This is a genomic window from Ralstonia sp. UBA689 (assembly GCF_002298975.1).
Taxonomy (GTDB): Bacteria; Pseudomonadota; Gammaproteobacteria; order Burkholderiales; family Burkholderiaceae; genus Ralstonia.
The window spans coordinates 55,990-71,614 of record NZ_DBMV01000024.1; the positions used below are offsets into that span (position 1 = coordinate 55,990).

13 protein-coding genes are annotated in these 15,625 nt (G+C 66.0%); 7 read left to right on the top strand and 6 right to left on the bottom strand.

Annotated elements, in window-relative coordinates:
• Positions 1–49: 49 nt before the first annotated feature.
• The gene (locus B4F51_RS11475) at positions 50–1,066 is read left to right on the top strand and encodes a putative 2-aminoethylphosphonate ABC transporter substrate-binding protein (protein ID WP_296225581.1); all 1,017 of its coding nucleotides are present in this window, start codon (positions 50–52) and stop codon (positions 1,064–1,066) included.
• Positions 1,067–1,069: 3 nt separating this feature from the next.
• Entirely contained in the window at positions 1,070–2,290 is a 1,221-nt protein-coding gene (locus B4F51_RS11480) for a TIGR03364 family FAD-dependent oxidoreductase (protein WP_296225583.1), read from the top strand.
• Positions 2,291–2,363: 73 nt separating this feature from the next.
• Here the strand turns inward: B4F51_RS11480 and B4F51_RS11485 are convergent, their stop codons facing one another.
• Both B4F51_RS11485 and B4F51_RS11490 read right to left on the bottom strand, forming a co-directional pair.
• Positions 2,364–3,047: an HAD family hydrolase gene (locus tag B4F51_RS11485; RefSeq protein WP_296225584.1), complete on the bottom strand. Its 684-nt coding sequence runs from the start codon at positions 3,045–3,047 to the stop codon at positions 2,364–2,366.
• A gap of 42 nt (positions 3,048–3,089) precedes the next feature.
• Positions 3,090–4,016 carry a LysR substrate-binding domain-containing protein gene (locus tag B4F51_RS11490; RefSeq protein ID WP_296225585.1) on the bottom strand — a complete coding sequence of 309 codons (927 nt, stop codon included), beginning with the start codon at positions 4,014–4,016 and terminating at the stop codon, positions 3,090–3,092.
• Between the two features lie 234 nt (positions 4,017–4,250).
• Here B4F51_RS11490 and B4F51_RS11495 point away from each other — a divergent pair, with 234 nt between their 5' ends.
• The 4 genes from B4F51_RS11495 (at position 4,251) to B4F51_RS11510 (ending at position 9,488) form a co-directional block, all read left to right on the top strand.
• On the top strand, positions 4,251–4,670 hold the full coding sequence (locus B4F51_RS11495) for a F0F1 ATP synthase subunit epsilon (RefSeq protein ID WP_296225586.1): 420 nt from the start codon (positions 4,251–4,253) through the stop codon (positions 4,668–4,670).
• Between the two features lie 257 nt (positions 4,671–4,927).
• On the top strand, positions 4,928–6,889 hold the full coding sequence (locus B4F51_RS11500) for a TonB-dependent receptor plug domain-containing protein (protein ID WP_296225588.1): 1,962 nt from the start codon (positions 4,928–4,930) through the stop codon (positions 6,887–6,889).
• The gene (locus B4F51_RS11505; RefSeq protein ID WP_296225590.1) at positions 6,886–7,458 is read left to right on the top strand and encodes a YfiR family protein; all 573 of its coding nucleotides are present in this window, start codon (positions 6,886–6,888) and stop codon (positions 7,456–7,458) included. The genes B4F51_RS11500 and B4F51_RS11505 overlap by 4 nt, the downstream gene beginning before the upstream one ends.
• Positions 7,455–9,488: a putative bifunctional diguanylate cyclase/phosphodiesterase gene (locus B4F51_RS11510; RefSeq protein WP_296225592.1), complete on the top strand. Its 2,034-nt coding sequence runs from the start codon at positions 7,455–7,457 to the stop codon at positions 9,486–9,488. Before B4F51_RS11505 ends, B4F51_RS11510 begins: the two co-directional genes overlap by 4 nt.
• 3 nt (positions 9,489–9,491) lie before the next feature.
• Here B4F51_RS11510 and B4F51_RS11515 read toward each other — a convergent pair whose 3' ends face one another.
• The 4 genes from B4F51_RS11515 to B4F51_RS11530 all read right to left on the bottom strand — a co-directional run bounded on the left by B4F51_RS11515 (position 9,492) and on the right by B4F51_RS11530 (position 14,311).
• Positions 9,492–10,379, bottom strand: a complete 888-nt coding sequence (locus tag B4F51_RS11515; RefSeq protein ID WP_296225593.1) for an EamA family transporter — start codon at positions 10,377–10,379, stop codon at positions 9,492–9,494.
• A 373-nt stretch (positions 10,380–10,752) separates the two neighbouring features.
• Positions 10,753–12,402: a rhodanese-related sulfurtransferase gene (locus B4F51_RS11520; RefSeq protein ID WP_296225595.1), complete on the bottom strand. Its 1,650-nt coding sequence runs from the start codon at positions 12,400–12,402 to the stop codon at positions 10,753–10,755.
• The gene (locus tag B4F51_RS11525; RefSeq protein WP_296225597.1) at positions 12,399–13,034 is read right to left on the bottom strand and encodes a cysteine dioxygenase; all 636 of its coding nucleotides are present in this window, start codon (positions 13,032–13,034) and stop codon (positions 12,399–12,401) included. Before B4F51_RS11525 ends, B4F51_RS11520 begins: the two co-directional genes overlap by 4 nt.
• Before the next feature lie 68 nt (positions 13,035–13,102).
• Positions 13,103–14,311 (bottom strand): acyl-CoA dehydrogenase family protein, encoded by a 1,209-nt coding sequence (locus tag B4F51_RS11530; protein ID WP_296225599.1) that lies wholly within the window; start codon positions 14,309–14,311, stop codon positions 13,103–13,105.
• A 217-nt stretch (positions 14,312–14,528) separates the two neighbouring features.
• Here B4F51_RS11530 and B4F51_RS11535 point away from each other — a divergent pair, with 217 nt between their 5' ends.
• Positions 14,529–15,620: an LLM class flavin-dependent oxidoreductase gene (locus B4F51_RS11535; RefSeq protein WP_296225601.1), complete on the top strand. Its 1,092-nt coding sequence runs from the start codon at positions 14,529–14,531 to the stop codon at positions 15,618–15,620.
• The last annotated feature ends 5 nt before the right edge of the window (positions 15,621–15,625 follow it).

The window sequence follows — 15,625 nt, forward strand, 5'->3', positions numbered from 1 at the left end:
GTTTGCGCTTGTTGTCCCATCCCCTGCATCACACCATACCGAGGAAATCATGACCGCACGTCTTTCCCTCCTGGCTGCCGCCGCCGCGATGGCACTGGCCACGTCAGCCTATGCCAAGACCACGCTGACCGTGTACACGGCGCTGGAAGCTGACCAAGTGAAGGCGTACCAGGACGCCTTTGAGAAGGCCAATCCGGACATCGAGATCAAGTGGGTGCGCGACTCCACCGGCGTCGTCACCGCCAAGTTGCTGGCCGAGAAGAACAACCCGCGCGCCGACGTGGTGTGGGGGCTGGCTGCATCGAGCCTGGCCATCCTGGACAAGGAAGGCATGCTGACGCCGTACGCACCTGCCGACCTGTCGAAGATCGGTGCCACATACCGCGACAAGGCCAACCCGCCGGCCTGGGTGGGCATGGACGCATGGGGCGCCGCCATCTGCTTCAACACCGTGGAAGCGGAAAAGCAGCACCTGCCGAAACCGACTTCGTGGGCCGACCTGACCAAGCCGGTTTACGCCGGCAAGATCGTCATGCCGAACCCGGCCTCGTCGGGCACGGGTTACCTGGACGTGAGCGCATGGCTGCAGATGCTGGGCGAGCAGAAGGGCTGGGCCTACATGGACGCCCTGCACCAGAACATCGGCCAGTACACGCACTCGGGCTCCAAGCCTTGCAAGATGGCTGCCTCGGGTGAATTCCCGATCGGCATCGCGTTCGAATACCGTGCTGTGAAGTCGAAGAAGGAAGGCGCCCCGATCGATATCGTGCTGCCGTCCGAAGGCCTGGGCTGGGATGTGGAAGCCACCGGCATCATGAAGGGCACCAAGAACCTGGACGCCGCCAAGAAGCTGGCTGATTTCTCGGCAAGCCCCGCTGCGATGGCGCTGTACGAGAAGAACTTCGCCGTGGTCGCCACGCCGGGTTTCTCCAAGCCAGATCCGCTGCTGCCGGCCGACTACGAGAAGCGCCTGATCAAGAATGACTTCACGTGGGCCAGCGCCAACCGCGACCGTATCCTTGCCGAGTGGACCAAGCGCTACGACGGCAAGTCGGAGAAGAAGTAAGCGATGGAAGCTCCCGTAACTCAAGGGGGCCTGGATGCCAGCACCGACGTTGCTATCGTCGGGGCTGGCATTTTGGGCTTGGCGCACGCTGCGGCCGCCATCAAGCGCGGCCTGCGCGTGACGGTGTTCGAGCGCAGCGAGGCGGCCGTCGGTGCCTCCATCCGCAATTTTGGGCAGATGCTGGTGACCGGCCAGCCACCCGGCATCATGCTCGACCTCGCGCGTGAGAGCCGCGCGCTGTATCTGGAATGGGCTGACAAGGCTGGCATCTTTGCGCGTGCCAAGGGCGCGTTGCTGTTCGCCCGCAACAGCGCGGAAGAAGCCGTGCTGGACGAGTTCATGGCCGCGCGGGCACCCGCCTTTGGCTACAACGTCAAGCTGCTGCGCGGCGCTGAACTGGCCGATCTTTACGACGGCCGCTTCACGCGCCACCGTGCGGCGCTGCAGGGTTTTGATGACGTGCAGCTCTATTCGCGCGAGGCAATTCCCGCGCTGGCCGCATGGCTGGCTACGCAAGGCGTGCGCTTCCACTTCGGCACGCTGGTGCGCCATGTGGAAGGCGGCCGGCTGGAGACGACGGCGGGCGTGTGCAACGCGCAGCGTGTCATCGTCTGCAGCGGGCACGACTACCAGACGCTGTGTGCCGAGCAGTTGCGCGCGCTGCAGCCGCAGGTCTGCCGCCTGCAGATGCTGCGCGTGACGCCGGAAGATGGCCTCAATCTCGAACATGCCGTGCTGACGGGCCTGTCCTGCACGCACTACGGCGCGTTTTCCGACCTGCCAACTGCCCAGGCGCTCGCCACGCAGCTTGAGCAGCAGCGCCCCGAACTGCAGCGCCACGGCATCCACCTGCTGGTCAGCCCGACGCCCTACGGCGACTGGATCATCGGCGATTCGCACGACTACAGCCAGGATGCCCGCCCGTTCAACGCGGAGTCGGTCGACAACATCCTGCTGGATCTGGCGCGCGACACCTTTGGCAGCAAGCTGCGTGTGGTGGAGCGCTGGCAGGGCGTGTATGGCGCCAAGTGCCACGTGCCTGGCCGTGGCGCGTTCTCGATCTCCCGCATCGACGACCGCACGACCGTTGCGCTGATGCACAGCGGCATCGGCATGAGCGTGGGGCCGGCGCTGGCGCATCGGCATGTCGATGCATTGGTCGACGGCACGGCGCTGCCGCAGTGGACGCCACCGGCTACGTTGCCAGTTGCCGTCGTGGCCTGACGCCACATCGCATGATGGAAGGAAACGCCCGCACGATTTGCGCCGTGCGGGCGTTTTCATTTTCAGGCAGCGTTCAGGCAGCGAAGAGTTCGAGGATGGGCCAGCCGCGCGACTCGGCCACTGCGCGCAAGGTGGCGTCCGGGCTCACCGCGACCGGATGCGAGACAGCATCGAGCAGCGGCAGGTCGTTGCGCGAATCGCTGTAGAACACCGTGCGCGAGAAGTCCGCCATGCGTTGCCCGCGCTGCGCGAGCCATTCCGTGACGCGCACGATCTTGCCGGCGCCGAAGGTGGCCGTGCCGAGCACGTTGCCGGTGAAATCGCCGGCGTCCCGGCCGCCCGTCATCTCGCCCTCGACCGCGAGCAGGTGCGGCACGTTGAAGGCGTCGGCAATCGGTTCGGTCAGGTAGCGGTGCGTTGCGGTGACGATGCAGCAGAGATCGCCGGCGCGCAGGTGCGTATCGACCAGTTGCCGCGCTTGCGGCAGCACGGCGGGCGTGATGACTTCACGCATGAAAGTTGCGCGCCACGCATCGAGCCGCGTACGTGGATGCTGTGCCAGCAGCCCGAGCGAGAAGCGCGCGTGGCGAGCAAAGTCGAGCGTGCCGTCGCGATATTCGCGCATCCAGCGCTCGTTGGCCTGCTCGAAGGTATCGCGGTCCACGGCGCCCTGGGCGACCAGGAAGCGGCCCCATTCATATTCGCTGTCGATCGGCAGCAGGGTGTGGTCCAGGTCGAACAGGGCAAGCGATTGCATACAGCGTTGGGGCAACGGTTGAAAAAACGCGAGGATGCCGCCTCAACGCGTCGCGGCTGTGTCCATCGCCAGAACTTTGGCGATGAAGGCATCGGCGTTCTTCTTGGGGGGCTGCTTGTCCAGGCAATCCAGGAAGCTGCGCACGAGGCGCGCGTCCTTGCGCTCTTTCAGGAAATACAGGTATTCGTGGATGACCGGCGCGTTGGCGGCAAACGGCAGCACGCGCACGTCGGGCCGGCGCGGTGCCTCGCGCGCGGGGACGATGCTGCAGCCCAGGCCCAGGCTGATTGCCTCGTAGATGGCCTCGCGGCTGCCGATGATGCTCATGCTGGCGGGCTCGATGCTGGCACTGCCCAGGGCGTCTTCAGTCACGCGGCGGGTGACGGAACCCGGCTCGCGCATCAGCAGATGGCAGCGGGCAACGTCATCCAGCGTGACATGCGGGCGGCGCACCAGCGGGTCGTCCAGCGGCACCACAAGCACCATGGTGTCCTCGGCCAGGGTGATACGGTGCAGGCGCTCGTCGTCCACCGCGTGCGATGAGACGGCCAGGTCGATGCGTACCTCCGAGAGCGCCTCCAGCATCTGCTGCGAGTTGCCAAACTCGATGGTGATCTCGATGGTCGGGTAGCGGGCGCGGAAGGCTGCCACGCTGGGCAGGATGTAGTACGGGCCGGTAGCGCCCACGCGCAGGTTGCCGGTGCGCAGGTCGCCTGCATTGCGCAGGAGGAAATCGACGTCGCCTTCCTGCTGCGCGAGGCGCTCGACGATGGGCATCAGGTTCACGCCCAGGTCCGACAGATCCAGTCGGCTGCCGCGCCGGTGGAACAGCTCCACGCCGTACATCTCTTCCAGTTGGCGGATGCGCCCGGTCACGGTGGGCTGCGACAGGCGCAGGCGCTTGGCGGCGGCTGTCACGCTGCCTTGGCGAGCCACCTCGAAGAACGACATCAGCAGATCGCCGAGCATGCTTGTGTTTCTGTTTTGTGATCAAGCGCACAGTCTAGACAGCGTTTATGACGCTACAGCTACATACTGTGAAACCTTACGGCCGGGGCAGGCATCGCGGGGCAACCAGCGGGCGCTGCCACGCGCCTGACAAAATAGCGTGAGCTAGATGAGCGAACCTGGGGGCGCGGGGGTAGGGCGCCGGGCGCACATCGTGCTACCTTGTGGGCCAGTGCGCGCAATACAGGAGACACCATGCCGGTGCTGAAGGTCGATGTCGTGACGGCGGAAGAGCGGCTGTACGAAGGCAACGCCAAGTTCGTGGTCATTCCCGGTACCGAGGGCGAACTGGGCATCCTGCCCGGCCACGACCATTTGCTCACGCGCATGCGGCCCGGCACCGTGCGCGTCACCCAGGAAAATGACGAAGAGGTGCTGCTGTTTGTGGCCGGCGGCTTTGTCGACGTGCAACCCGAACAGGTAATTGTGCTGGCCGATACCGCCGTGCGCGCCCGCGACTTGGACGAGGCCAAGGCACAGCAGGCACGCAAGGAAGCCGAAGAGCTGATGCAGAACAGCAAGAGCAAGATCGACTACGCGCGTGCCCAGGCAGAACTTGCCGAGGCAGTTGCGCAACTGGCGGCCATCGAGCGCTTGCGCAAGCGCCGCCGCTAGCCACTGGATTGACGCCAGCATAAGCGCGCAATTGTGTCATTCCGCCTACAGCGGGCTAAAGAACCGCGCCAGTGCTCCGTTTTAAGGCGGAACTATCGAAATCCCGATGAACGTCCATGAGAGACGTGTTCGGTTCTGCTGGTCAGCTGATGTCGCTCATTGTTGTAACTGCCTGCGCGTTTGCGCGGGGCTTCCGAGAACGCTTGCGTGCTGCCTCTCCACAGCTTCAGCATTCCGGAGGGAAACACCGTACGCAAATGTTTGCTCTGGCGTGCCTGCTGCTGCCGGCGGTTGCGCGGGCGGAGACGGATCTGACCGAGTTGCCCATCGAGCAGCTTATGCAGGTGCAGGTTGTCACCGGGGCCTCCAAGTACGCGCAAGCGATCAATGAAGCACCCGCCAACGTGTCGGTCATCACTGCCGATGACATCAAGACCTACGGCTGGCGCACGCTGGCCGACATCCTGCGCAGCCTTCCCGGGCTTTACACGAACTATGACCGCAACTACGCTGCGCTTGGCGCGCGCGGTTTTCTGCGTCCGGGCGACTACGACACACGCTTCCTGCTGCTGATCGACGGTTACCGCACCAACGATTCCATCTTCGACCAGGCGGCCGTCGGCACGGAAGCCATGCTTGACGTCGACCTGATCGACCGTGTGGAGTTCGTGCCCGGGGCGGGCTCCGCCGTGTACGGCTCGAATGCGCTGTTCGGTGTCATCAACATCGTCACCAAGCGCGCGCGCGACATTGGCGGTGTGCAGGTGAGCGGCAGCACAGGCAGCACCAACGCGCGCGAGGGCCGCGTCACCTGGGGCAACCGCGCGGAGAACGGCGCCGAATGGCTGCTGTCTGCCAGCGTGGATGATGCCCCGGGCCGCGATCTGTACTTCGGCGAGTTCAACCAGCCCGGCATCAGCGATGGTGTGGCGCGCGGCATGGATTTCGACCGCAGCAAACGCGTGTTCGCCAAGGGCAGTTTTGGCGAATTCGGCCTGACCTTCGGCTATGTCGACCGCACCAAGGGCGTGCCGACCGCGCCGTACGATCAACTCTTCGGCGATCCGCGCTCGCGCACCATCGACACGCGGCAGATCCTGAACGGCACCTGGCAACACGCGCTGAACGATGCCACGGATGTGTCTGCGCGCCTGTACTGGGGGCGCTACGTGTCGCAGGGCTACTACGTCTATAACACTCCGCCCGTGACCGTGAACCGTGATTGGTTCGACTCCGCCTGGTACGGCATGGAACTCAAGCTCGTGACGCACAGCATCGAGCGACACACACTCGTGGCCGGCACCGAACTGCAGCGCGACTACCGTGACGCGATGAGCAACTTCGACGTCACGCCCTACTTCAGCTACCTGGATGACCACCGCAGCAACAACCGCGTCGGCCTCTACGTGCAGGACCAGTTCGCGCTGGCCACGGACTGGGTGCTGGACAGCGGCCTGCGCTACGACCACACCAGCTTCGTGCCGGGCATCTTCAGCCCGCGCGTGGGCCTGATCTGGCGCGCCGCCCCGACGACCACCGTCAAGGCGATCTACGGTATGGCGTACCGCTCGCCCAACGACTACGAGCTCCACTACCAGACCAGCTCGCCGGGCGGCCAGCAGGTCAATACGAGGCTGTCCGCTGAACGCATCCGCACATACGAAGCGGTGCTGGAGCAACAGATGGGGCCTGGCGGCAAGGCCACGCTGTCGGTATTCCAGAACAACGTCTCCAACCTGATCAGCCAGAGCGAAGACCCCACCACGGGTCTGCTGGTCTTCAGCAACGTGGCGCGGGTGCGCACGCGCGGCACCGAGCTAGGCTACGAACAGAACTGGCCGGGCGGCACGCGTTTGCGCACGAGCTACAGCTTTCAGCACTCCGAGGATGCCGATAGCGATCAGACGCTCTCGAATTCACCGCGTCACATGCTCAAGCTCAACGTGTCCACACCGGTGTGGCGCGACGACTGCCGCGCGGGGGTGGAGGCCCAATACATCAGCAACCGGCTGACAACGTCGGGTAGCGTTGGCGGCTACTGGATTGCCAACCTGACCTTGCTGGCGGCCCGGCTGGTGCCCAATCTGGAGATGTCCGCGAGTGTCTACAACCTGTTCGACCGGCGCTATGCCGATCCGGCAGGCCCGGAGGTGCCGCAGACGTCCATCGTGCAGGACGGCCGTACGTTTCGCCTGAAGTTGACCTACACCTTCCGATGAGCGCTCTGCATGCCTCCGCTCGACGTGCTTCAGGCCAGCGCCTGCGCCGGCTGTGCACGGTGCTGAGCCTCGCGCTGGCGGGGGCGGTGTGGGTGCGGGCCACGCACGCCCAGATGCAGGCCAGCGAGGTGCAGGTCAAGGCGGCTTTCATTTACAACTTTGCGCTGTTCACCACCTGGCCCTCCGACGCGATGCTGGCTGATGCTCCGATGGTGCTGTGCGTGGCTGCCGAGCAACCGCTGCAGGCAACGTTGGAAAAACTGACAGGAAAACCCGTGCGCGGACACCGGCTGGAAATCCGAAAGATCAATGATGGCACGGCTGCCGGCTGCCACGTGCTGGTGCTCGACGAGCATGCGTCGGCCAGTGTGCGGCCGGACCCGGCTGCGCCGGTGCTGACGGTTTCCGACAGCGGCAAGGGGGCGCGTGGCTCCGGCGGCTCCGGGCCGATGATTGCGCTAGCGCTGCAGGACAACCGGGTGGTGTTCGACATCGACGCGGGCGCGGCGCGGCAGGCTGGCCTGCAGATCAGCTCGCAACTGCTGCGCCTGGCAAGGAGCGTGCGATGAACTTGCCGCTGATGACACACCGGCCCCGGCTGGGGCAATCCATGGTACGGGCCAACATGGTCGGCGCGGGGGCGGCACTGAGCATTGCCGGCTTCCTGCTCATCGTGTTCCAGTTCATCGCGTTGCATGCGGCGCTCGTACGAGACGTGCATGTGCAGGCACGCATCATCGGCGCGAACAGCGTGGCGGCGCTGCTCTTCAATGACCGGCGTGCTGCCGATGAGACGTTGGGCGCGCTGGGCTCATCACCGTCGCTGCGCGCCGCGGGTGTGTTCACGGCATTGCGCAAGCCCCTGGCGCTGTACCAGCACGGCGATGCGGCATCCGTGCAGGCGCCCGACGCTGCCATGCTGCGCGAGGCCGACGTGTCCACGCTGACCACGCTGGAGGTGGTCGAGCCGGTGGAGTCCGAGCGCCGAGTGATCGGCTATGTGGTCATCCGCTCCAGCCTGTCCGAGCTGTACATGCAATTGCTCGGCTATGCGGTCCTTACGGTGTCGGTCGGTATCGGTGCGATGGGCGTCGCTTACCTGGTGATCGCCCGCATGCGTCGCGCGGTGCTGCAGGCCGAGGCCCATCTGGACTATCTCGCCCACATCGATTCGGTGACCGAACTGCCCAACCGGCATGCCTTCAACGAGCGCCTGCAGACATCGCTCAAGCGCGCGGGCCAGACCGGCGCGGTGGGGCTGCTGCTGCTGGATCTCGACAACTTCAAGGTGGTCAACGATACGCTGGGCCACAACAATGGCGACCGGCTGTTGCGCCAGGTCGCGCGCCGCCTGAACGACGTGATCGAACAGGCGAACCTGCGTGCCGTGCTGTGCCGCATCGGTGGCGACGAGTTTGCCGTCATCGCCGAGCTGTCAGGACGTGCCGTGATTGCCGATGCGGAGGCGGCCACGCTGGCCGACGGGCTGGCCAAGCGCATCCTGGCCGCATTGGCCGCGCCGTTTGCGTTGGACCTGCATCAGATCTACGTGACGGCGAGCGTGGGCGTGAGCCTGTATCCGCACGACGCGCGCGACGTGCAGGTGCTCACGCGCAATGCCGATACAGCGATGTACTACGCCAAGAATCGTGGCAAGAATGCCGCCGCAAGCTTCACGTCCGAGATGGACCAGCAGGCGCGACGCCGCCTGCGCGTGGAGGCCGACCTGCGCCGCGCGCTCGACCGTGACGAGCTGCTCCTGACGTTCCAGCCGCAGGTCCTCCTGCAGGCGCTGGAGGTGGAAAAAAAGGCGGCGGATGGCGAGCCGCTGCCGTTGCCTGCGATGCACGTGCATGGCGTGGAGGCTCTGGTGCGCTGGCGGCACCCGGAGATCGGTGTGATCGGCCCGGGCGAGTTCATCGCCGTGGCCGAGGAGACCGGCCTGATCGTGCCGCTCGGCCTGTGGGTGTTGCGCACGGCGTGCCAGCAGGCCGCGCGCTGGATGCGCGAGGACGATCTCACGCTGCGCGTGTCCGTCAATCTGTCGGGCCGGCAGGCTCGTGATCCGGGGCTGGTGAAGAGCGTGCTGGACGTGCTGCACGAGACCGGCCTGCCGCCGCACCTGCTGGAGCTGGAAATTACCGAAAGCGTGCTGATGGAAGACATCGAGGCCAACATCGCGCTGCTTGAATCGCTGCACGCGGCGGGCATCAGCCTGTCGATCGACGATTTCGGCACGGGGTATTCGTCGCTGGCATATTTGCAGCGCTTCCCAATCCAGAAGCTCAAGATCGACCGCAGCTTCGTGCAACGCATGCCCGGCGACGGCGAGGCGATTGCCGGTGCGGTGATCGCCATGGCCCACAACCTGAACATGGAGGTGGTGGCCGAGGGCGTGGAAGACCCTGAACAACTCGCGCTGTTGCGCAAGGCCGGCTGCGATCTGGGGCAGGGCTACCTGTTCTCGCGCCCGCTGCAGGCCGAGCCGCTGATCGCATGGCTCAAGCGCCTGGAGCGCGGCGGCGATGCGGTGTCGAACGGCGAGCCGGACGACGAGGCCGCGTCTTCCGACTCGCTGCCTTCGTCGTTGGCAGGGTAAGGCTCAGGCGGTTGCTCGCCGGGCAGCGCGCGTGGCACCCGCTGTCAGCACAACCACCGCGGCAAGGATGATGGCAGTCGCCCCCAGCGTCTGCGGCGCAACCTGTTCGTTGGCCAACCATGCGCCCATCAGCAGGGCAATCGGTGGGTTGACGTAGACATAGCTCGTTGCCATGACGGTGGACACGCGCTCCACCAGCGCCATGTAGGCCGTAAAGGCGATGGCCGACCCGAACACCACCAGGTAGCCCCACGCGAGCGCTGAATGCATGCCGATGTGCTTCGGCCATGTCTCGCCCACGATCAGGCTGAGCAGCACCAGCGCCACGCCACCAAAGGCCATCTCCAGAACGAATGCGGTCATGCCCTTGGGCATGTCGATGCGCTTGGAGAACTGCGAGCCGAACGACCACGACGCGATGGCCGTGGTCAGCGCCAGCACGCCGGCGGTGCTGGCCTGGAATTCCGCGCCGCGAAACAGCACCGCAATGCCGATGCTGCCTAGCGCAATGGCGCCGATCTCGTAGCCGCGCAGGCGGCCGCCCGCCAGCAGCGTCCACAGCGTGGAGAACAGCGGCATCGACGCGATCATTACCGTGGTGGCGCCCGACGAGATGGTCTGTTCGGCCACCGCCGTCATGCCCATGCCGCCCACCAGCATGAATGCGCCGATCAGCGCGCAGTTGCGCACCTGGCGCCAGCTTGGGCGAAAGTCTGGTCGCTCGCGCTGGCGCAGGATGACCACGGGGGCGAGCAGCAAGGCCGCTGCCAGAAAGCGCGAGCCCATCATCAGGAAGGGCGGCAAGTCGGTCAGCGCAAAGCGGATGGCGAGATACGTTGTGCCCCACACCACGTAGGTGATGAGCAGGCACAGGGCGATGAAGGGGGACATGGCGAGACCTCGGCGAGCAAGTCCCGATGCTACTCAAGGCCGGTTGATGCGCAAAACGAGTTTTGTTATCGCTTGTTGTGAGTGGCGTTAGCAAGCAAGTGAGCATGGCGCGCCACCGCGTTGGGAACACCGGCCCTTGCGTCCCGAACGCCGAGCCTTGCGTTCAGAACCTCGCCCGTTGCGTACGGAACACGAGCGACCGGGTTCCGGACCGCAATGGCCGGGTTCAAAGCCCGAGGCCGTGGCGTTTTCAACCGCAATGGCCGGGTTCGGAACGTCGATAGCGAGGTTCCAGACCACAGCCGCGCGGTCCAAAACCCGGGGCCGTCGCGTTCACAACGCCGAGGTCGGGGTTCCAAATGCCGGTGACCGGCTAGATGACCCGGAAGCCGTGGGTGCCATCTCGCCCGAGTTGCTCCACGAGGCCGAACTCCCAGTCCAGATAGCCTTGCATGGCAGCGCGCGGCGCGCTGGTGCCTTCATAGGGGCGGCGGTAGCGGTCGATGCGTTCGGAAGCCAGGCGTTTCTCGCCCGATTCGACGGGCAGGCCCGCCGCCACCCACGCCGCCGTGCCGCCGTCGAGCACCCAGACTTCGGCCTGCGTGAGCTTGGCCAGATCAACGGCGGCAAAGCGGGCAAGCTGGCTGGAGCCGCAGGTCAGCACGTAACGGCGCGCGGGCGGAATGCGCTTGAGCGCAGCGGGCAGGTCGGAGCGCACGGCAAACCATGCGCCCGGAATGTGCCGCGCCACGTAGTTGGCGCTGCGCGTGACGTCAATGACGGCGGTGTTGCCGGCATCCAGCCAGCCGGACAGCGCACGGGCATCGACCGTGCGCACGGCCGGGGATGCGGGCACGGGTGTTTGGTATGGGCCGGTCACGCTGCGCTCGCGCGCATCGACCGGATCGAGCACGTACACCTCCCAGCCCATCTGCGCAAGCCACGAGGCCGACATGTCGGCGCGCACGCCGTCGTCGTCGGCCAGCACGATGCGTGCGCCGCGCACGGCTGCGGTGTGGTCGGTCTCCTGCACGAGCTGACCGCCGGGCGCACTGGCAAAGCCGGGCAGGTGGCCGGCGGCATATTCCTCTGGCGTGCGCACGTCCAGCTTGTAGAGCGTGCGCTCAGGCGCTTCCAGCGTGGCGACATCGGCCAGCGCAATGCGCGGCACATTGGCGCGTTCGGCCACGGCACGGGCATCGGCCTGCGCCTGGGCACGGGTTTTGGCGGAAACGGTTTCCGGATGCCGGCGGCTGGCGCCGTGGTCCAGCACCTGGTCTGCCAGCAGCCAGCCGATGGTGCCGTTGCGCAGCGCCGCCACCGGGTTGGGAATGCCTGCATTCACCAGCGATTGCGTGCCGATGATGCTGCGCGTGCGTCCGGCGCAGTTGACGACGACCTGCGTGGTCGGGTCGGGCGCCAGCTCACGGATGCGCAAGACCAACTCCGCCCCCGGCACGCTGGTCGCGGTGGGGATGCTCATGGTCTGGAATTCGTCATAGCGGCGCGCATCGACGATGACCACGTCGCGCTTGGCATCGATCAACGCCTTGACTTCCTGCGCGCTGAACGAGGGCGTGTGGCGCTGCGCCTCCACGTATTCGCCGAAAGACTTGCTGGGTACGTTCACATCCTGAAACAGCTCGCCGCCAGCGGCGCGCCAGCCATCCAGGCCGCCATCGAGCAGATAGACGCGCGTGTAGCCAAGTTCGGTCAGCTTGGCGGCGGCGCGCGGGGCCAAGTCCACGCCATCATGCGCGCCGTACAGGACGATCAGCGTATCGCGGCGCGGAATGCGTGACCACGCCTCCAGTTCAAGCCGCGAGAGCGGCAGGTTTGCGGCCCACAGCGGGTGCGCCCGCGCATACGGGTCTTCTTCGCGCACGTCCACCAGCGCGATCTCCTTGCTGGCCAGCAGGGCAGCGCGCACGTCGGCGTAGGTGAGCGTGGGCACGTGGGTGTCGGCCAGCGGCGCAGCGAGGGGCGACGCGGCCGTTTCGACGATGGCGTTGGCGGTGCTCATGATGCTGACGTGTCCTTGGTGCGGTCCCAGAGATTGGGCAGATGGGTATTGGAGTAGCCGGAGATGAACGGCTTGCGCTCACCGCCTTCCGTATAGACGGAGCGATGGATGCCGCCGATGTTGCCGCCGTACACGTGGATGCTGATCGAGGTGCGGTCTTCAAATGCGTTGTACACGCGGTGGATGTCGCCCACGCGCGGCGAGACGTGTTCCACCGCACCGGGTTCCAGGCGGATGGCGGCGCCGTCGGCCTGCGGACGCCCTTGCGCGTCGAGCTTGAACGGCTGCGAATATTCCGCGCCGCGCAGCATGCCGATCAGGCCCCACGTGGTGTGATCGTGGATGGGCGTACGCTGGCCCGGGCCCCAGACAAAGCTGACGATGGAGAAGCGCTCGCCCGAATCGGCGTGCAGCAGGTATTGCTGGAAGTGTTCGGGATGCGGTTGCGCATATTCGGCCGGCAGCCAGTCGTCGCGGGCAACGAGGGCGCCGAGCAGGGCGCCTGCGCGCGAAAGGATCTCGGCTTCGGTCGGCTGCTGGTCGAGCAGGCGCGAGAGTGCCGTCACGAAGTCACGCAGCGGGGCGATGGACTGGGCTTGCGCAGGGTCGGCAGCAACGGCAGACGTGCTCATCGGCGGGTTCCTGATTGGGGGATGTGAGGTATGAGGCTATCTTGCGGGACGGGATGGCCGGCGTCTAGTTAAACCCCAAGTGCAGTGCGGCCGGCCGCCAACAGGATCGAATCATTCTGCGGGGTATGGATGCGGCTGCAGAGCACATCGCGGTAGTGGCGCTCCAGCGGGTGGTGGCGCGACAGGCCGTGATTGCCCGAGAGCTGCAGCGCCAGTTCCACAGCGCGGATGGCGTTGGTGGTGACGGTGTACTTGAGCAGGCCGCTGTCGGTCATGGACAAGGGCATGCCGGCATCGGCCACCTCTGCTGCGTGATCGAGCAGCACGCGGTTGGTGCGCAGCGCGGCGGCAATATCGCCCGCAGCTTCCTGCATGCGCGGCAGTGTCGCCAGCGGCGCGCCGAGGTTGGCCGGTGCGCGTGTGTTCAGGAACTGTGTGAGCCAGTCGCGTGCGGCTTGCGCTACTGCGTCGTACAGGCTGCCGAGCAGTACGGTCATCCACGCTTGTTGATCGAGCTGCGCGCCGGTATCGGCCTGTGCGGCACTGTGCGTAGCCCACTCTGCGGCGGGCCGGATGTCGACCGCGTGGTCCAGCGGAATCTCCACATCTTCCAGCACCACGTCGTGGCTGCCCGAGGCGCGCAGGCCAAGGTGGTTCCAGGTTTCTTCGATGCGGATGCCGGGCGTGTCTGGCAGCGGGCGTGGCACGAGGAAGATGCCGACGCGCGGCTCGGCTTCGTCGGTGCGCCCCCATACGGACAGCCAACGCAACGCCGGGCTGCCGGTGCTGTAGAGCTTGCGGCCCCGGATGCGCCAAGTGTTGCCCGTGCGGGTGGCCACCGTTGCCGGCAGGCCGCCACGTGCCGGCGTGCCGAGATCGGGCTCCACGCGCAGCGCGTTGATGAGCGCGCCTTCGTTCAATGCCGTGGAGAACACCTGCCGGCGCACATGCGCAGGCCAGCGTGTGTCTGCCCGGCCGATGGCGCGGTGCTGCAGATAGGTCATCGTCAGCACGAGCGCGGTGGCGGCATCGCCATAGGCCACCGCCGCAATGATCTGCCGTGCCGTTGCGAGGTTGGCACCGCTGCCGCCGTGCGCTTGCGGAACGACTTGCGCGATCAACCCCGAAGCATGCAGCAACGCGAAGTTGTCGTGTGCAAATGTGCCGTGCGCATCGTGCTCGGCGGCCGTGGCGGCCAGTTGCGGCGTGATCGCGGGCAGCACTTCGGCAAGCCGCTCGGGCGGCGTGGGCAGGCGATGCAAAGGAGCGGACGACATGGCGATGCAGTGCTTGAAGCAAGTGACGTTGCCACACAGCGTATCTGCGTTGCAGCGCACGACGAACGACCGATGCCGAATATGCAGCGTTGAATTTATTCGTTAGCGCAACGCCGACGGTGACGTAACTTCATTCGCATTCACGGCGGGTGCAGCGCACTAGCAAACGTGCAGCAAGCCTCGCCAGTCTTCTAACCATATGCGGAGCGAAGCCAGCATGAGCGTCGATTTCATCGGCATGATCCAGAGCCAGAAACAGTCGGAAATCCATCCACCCGATCCAAACGGGCCGGTGGTTGACCGTGACTACGTGCGTGCCTTTGCACAGGCGCACGAGCAGGCGGGGTTTGATCGCATCCTGGTGCCGCACCATTCGACCGGCCCATCGGCCACGCTGACGATTTCGTATGCCGCAGCGCTGACTGAGCGCATCCACTTCATGCTGGCCCATCGGCCGGGCTTTACCAACCCGACGCTGGCCGCGCGGCAGATCGCCACGCTCGACCAGTTCACCGGCGGACGCCTGGGCGTGCACTTCATCTCGGGCGGCTCCGACAGCGAGCAACGCCGCGACGGCGACTACCTCGATCACGACCAGCGCTACGCCCGCACCGATGAATACCTCGGCGTCCTGCGCCGCATCTGGACGGAGGCCAAGCCGTTTGACCACGAAGGCCAGTTCTACCGCTTCGAGCAGGGCTTCTCGGAGGTGAAGCCTGCACAGAAGCCGCACGTGCCGATCTACTTTGGCGGGGCGTCGGACGTGGCGATCGAGGTGGCTGGCAAGCATGCCGATGTGTACGCACTGTGGGGCGAATCGCTCGACCAGGTGCGCGATCTGACCACGCGCGTGCGGGCAGAAGCCGCCAGGCATGGACGCAACATCCGCTTTTCCGTGTCGTTCCGGCCGATCCTGGCGGAGGCGGAAGATGCAGCGTGGGCGCGTGCCGAGCGCATTCTGGAGCGTACCCGCGCACTGCGCGTGCAGCAGGGCTACAGCCGTGGCGGCCCGCAGCAGAGCGAAGGCGCACGCCGCCTGCTGGCAGCAGCAGAGCAGGGCGAGCGCGTCGACAAACGCCTGTGGACGGCCATTGCCAAGGAAACCGGCGGGCGTTCCAACTCCACCGCGCTGGTCGGTACGCCCGAGCAGGTGGCCGACGCGTTGCTCGATTACTACGACCTGGGCGTCACCACGTTCCTGATCCGCGGCTTCGATCCGCTGGAAGACGTGGTTGACTACGGCCGCACGCTCATCCCGCGTGTGCGCGAGCTGGTTGCCCAGCGCGACGCGCAACGCAAGGCGGCGTGAGGGCA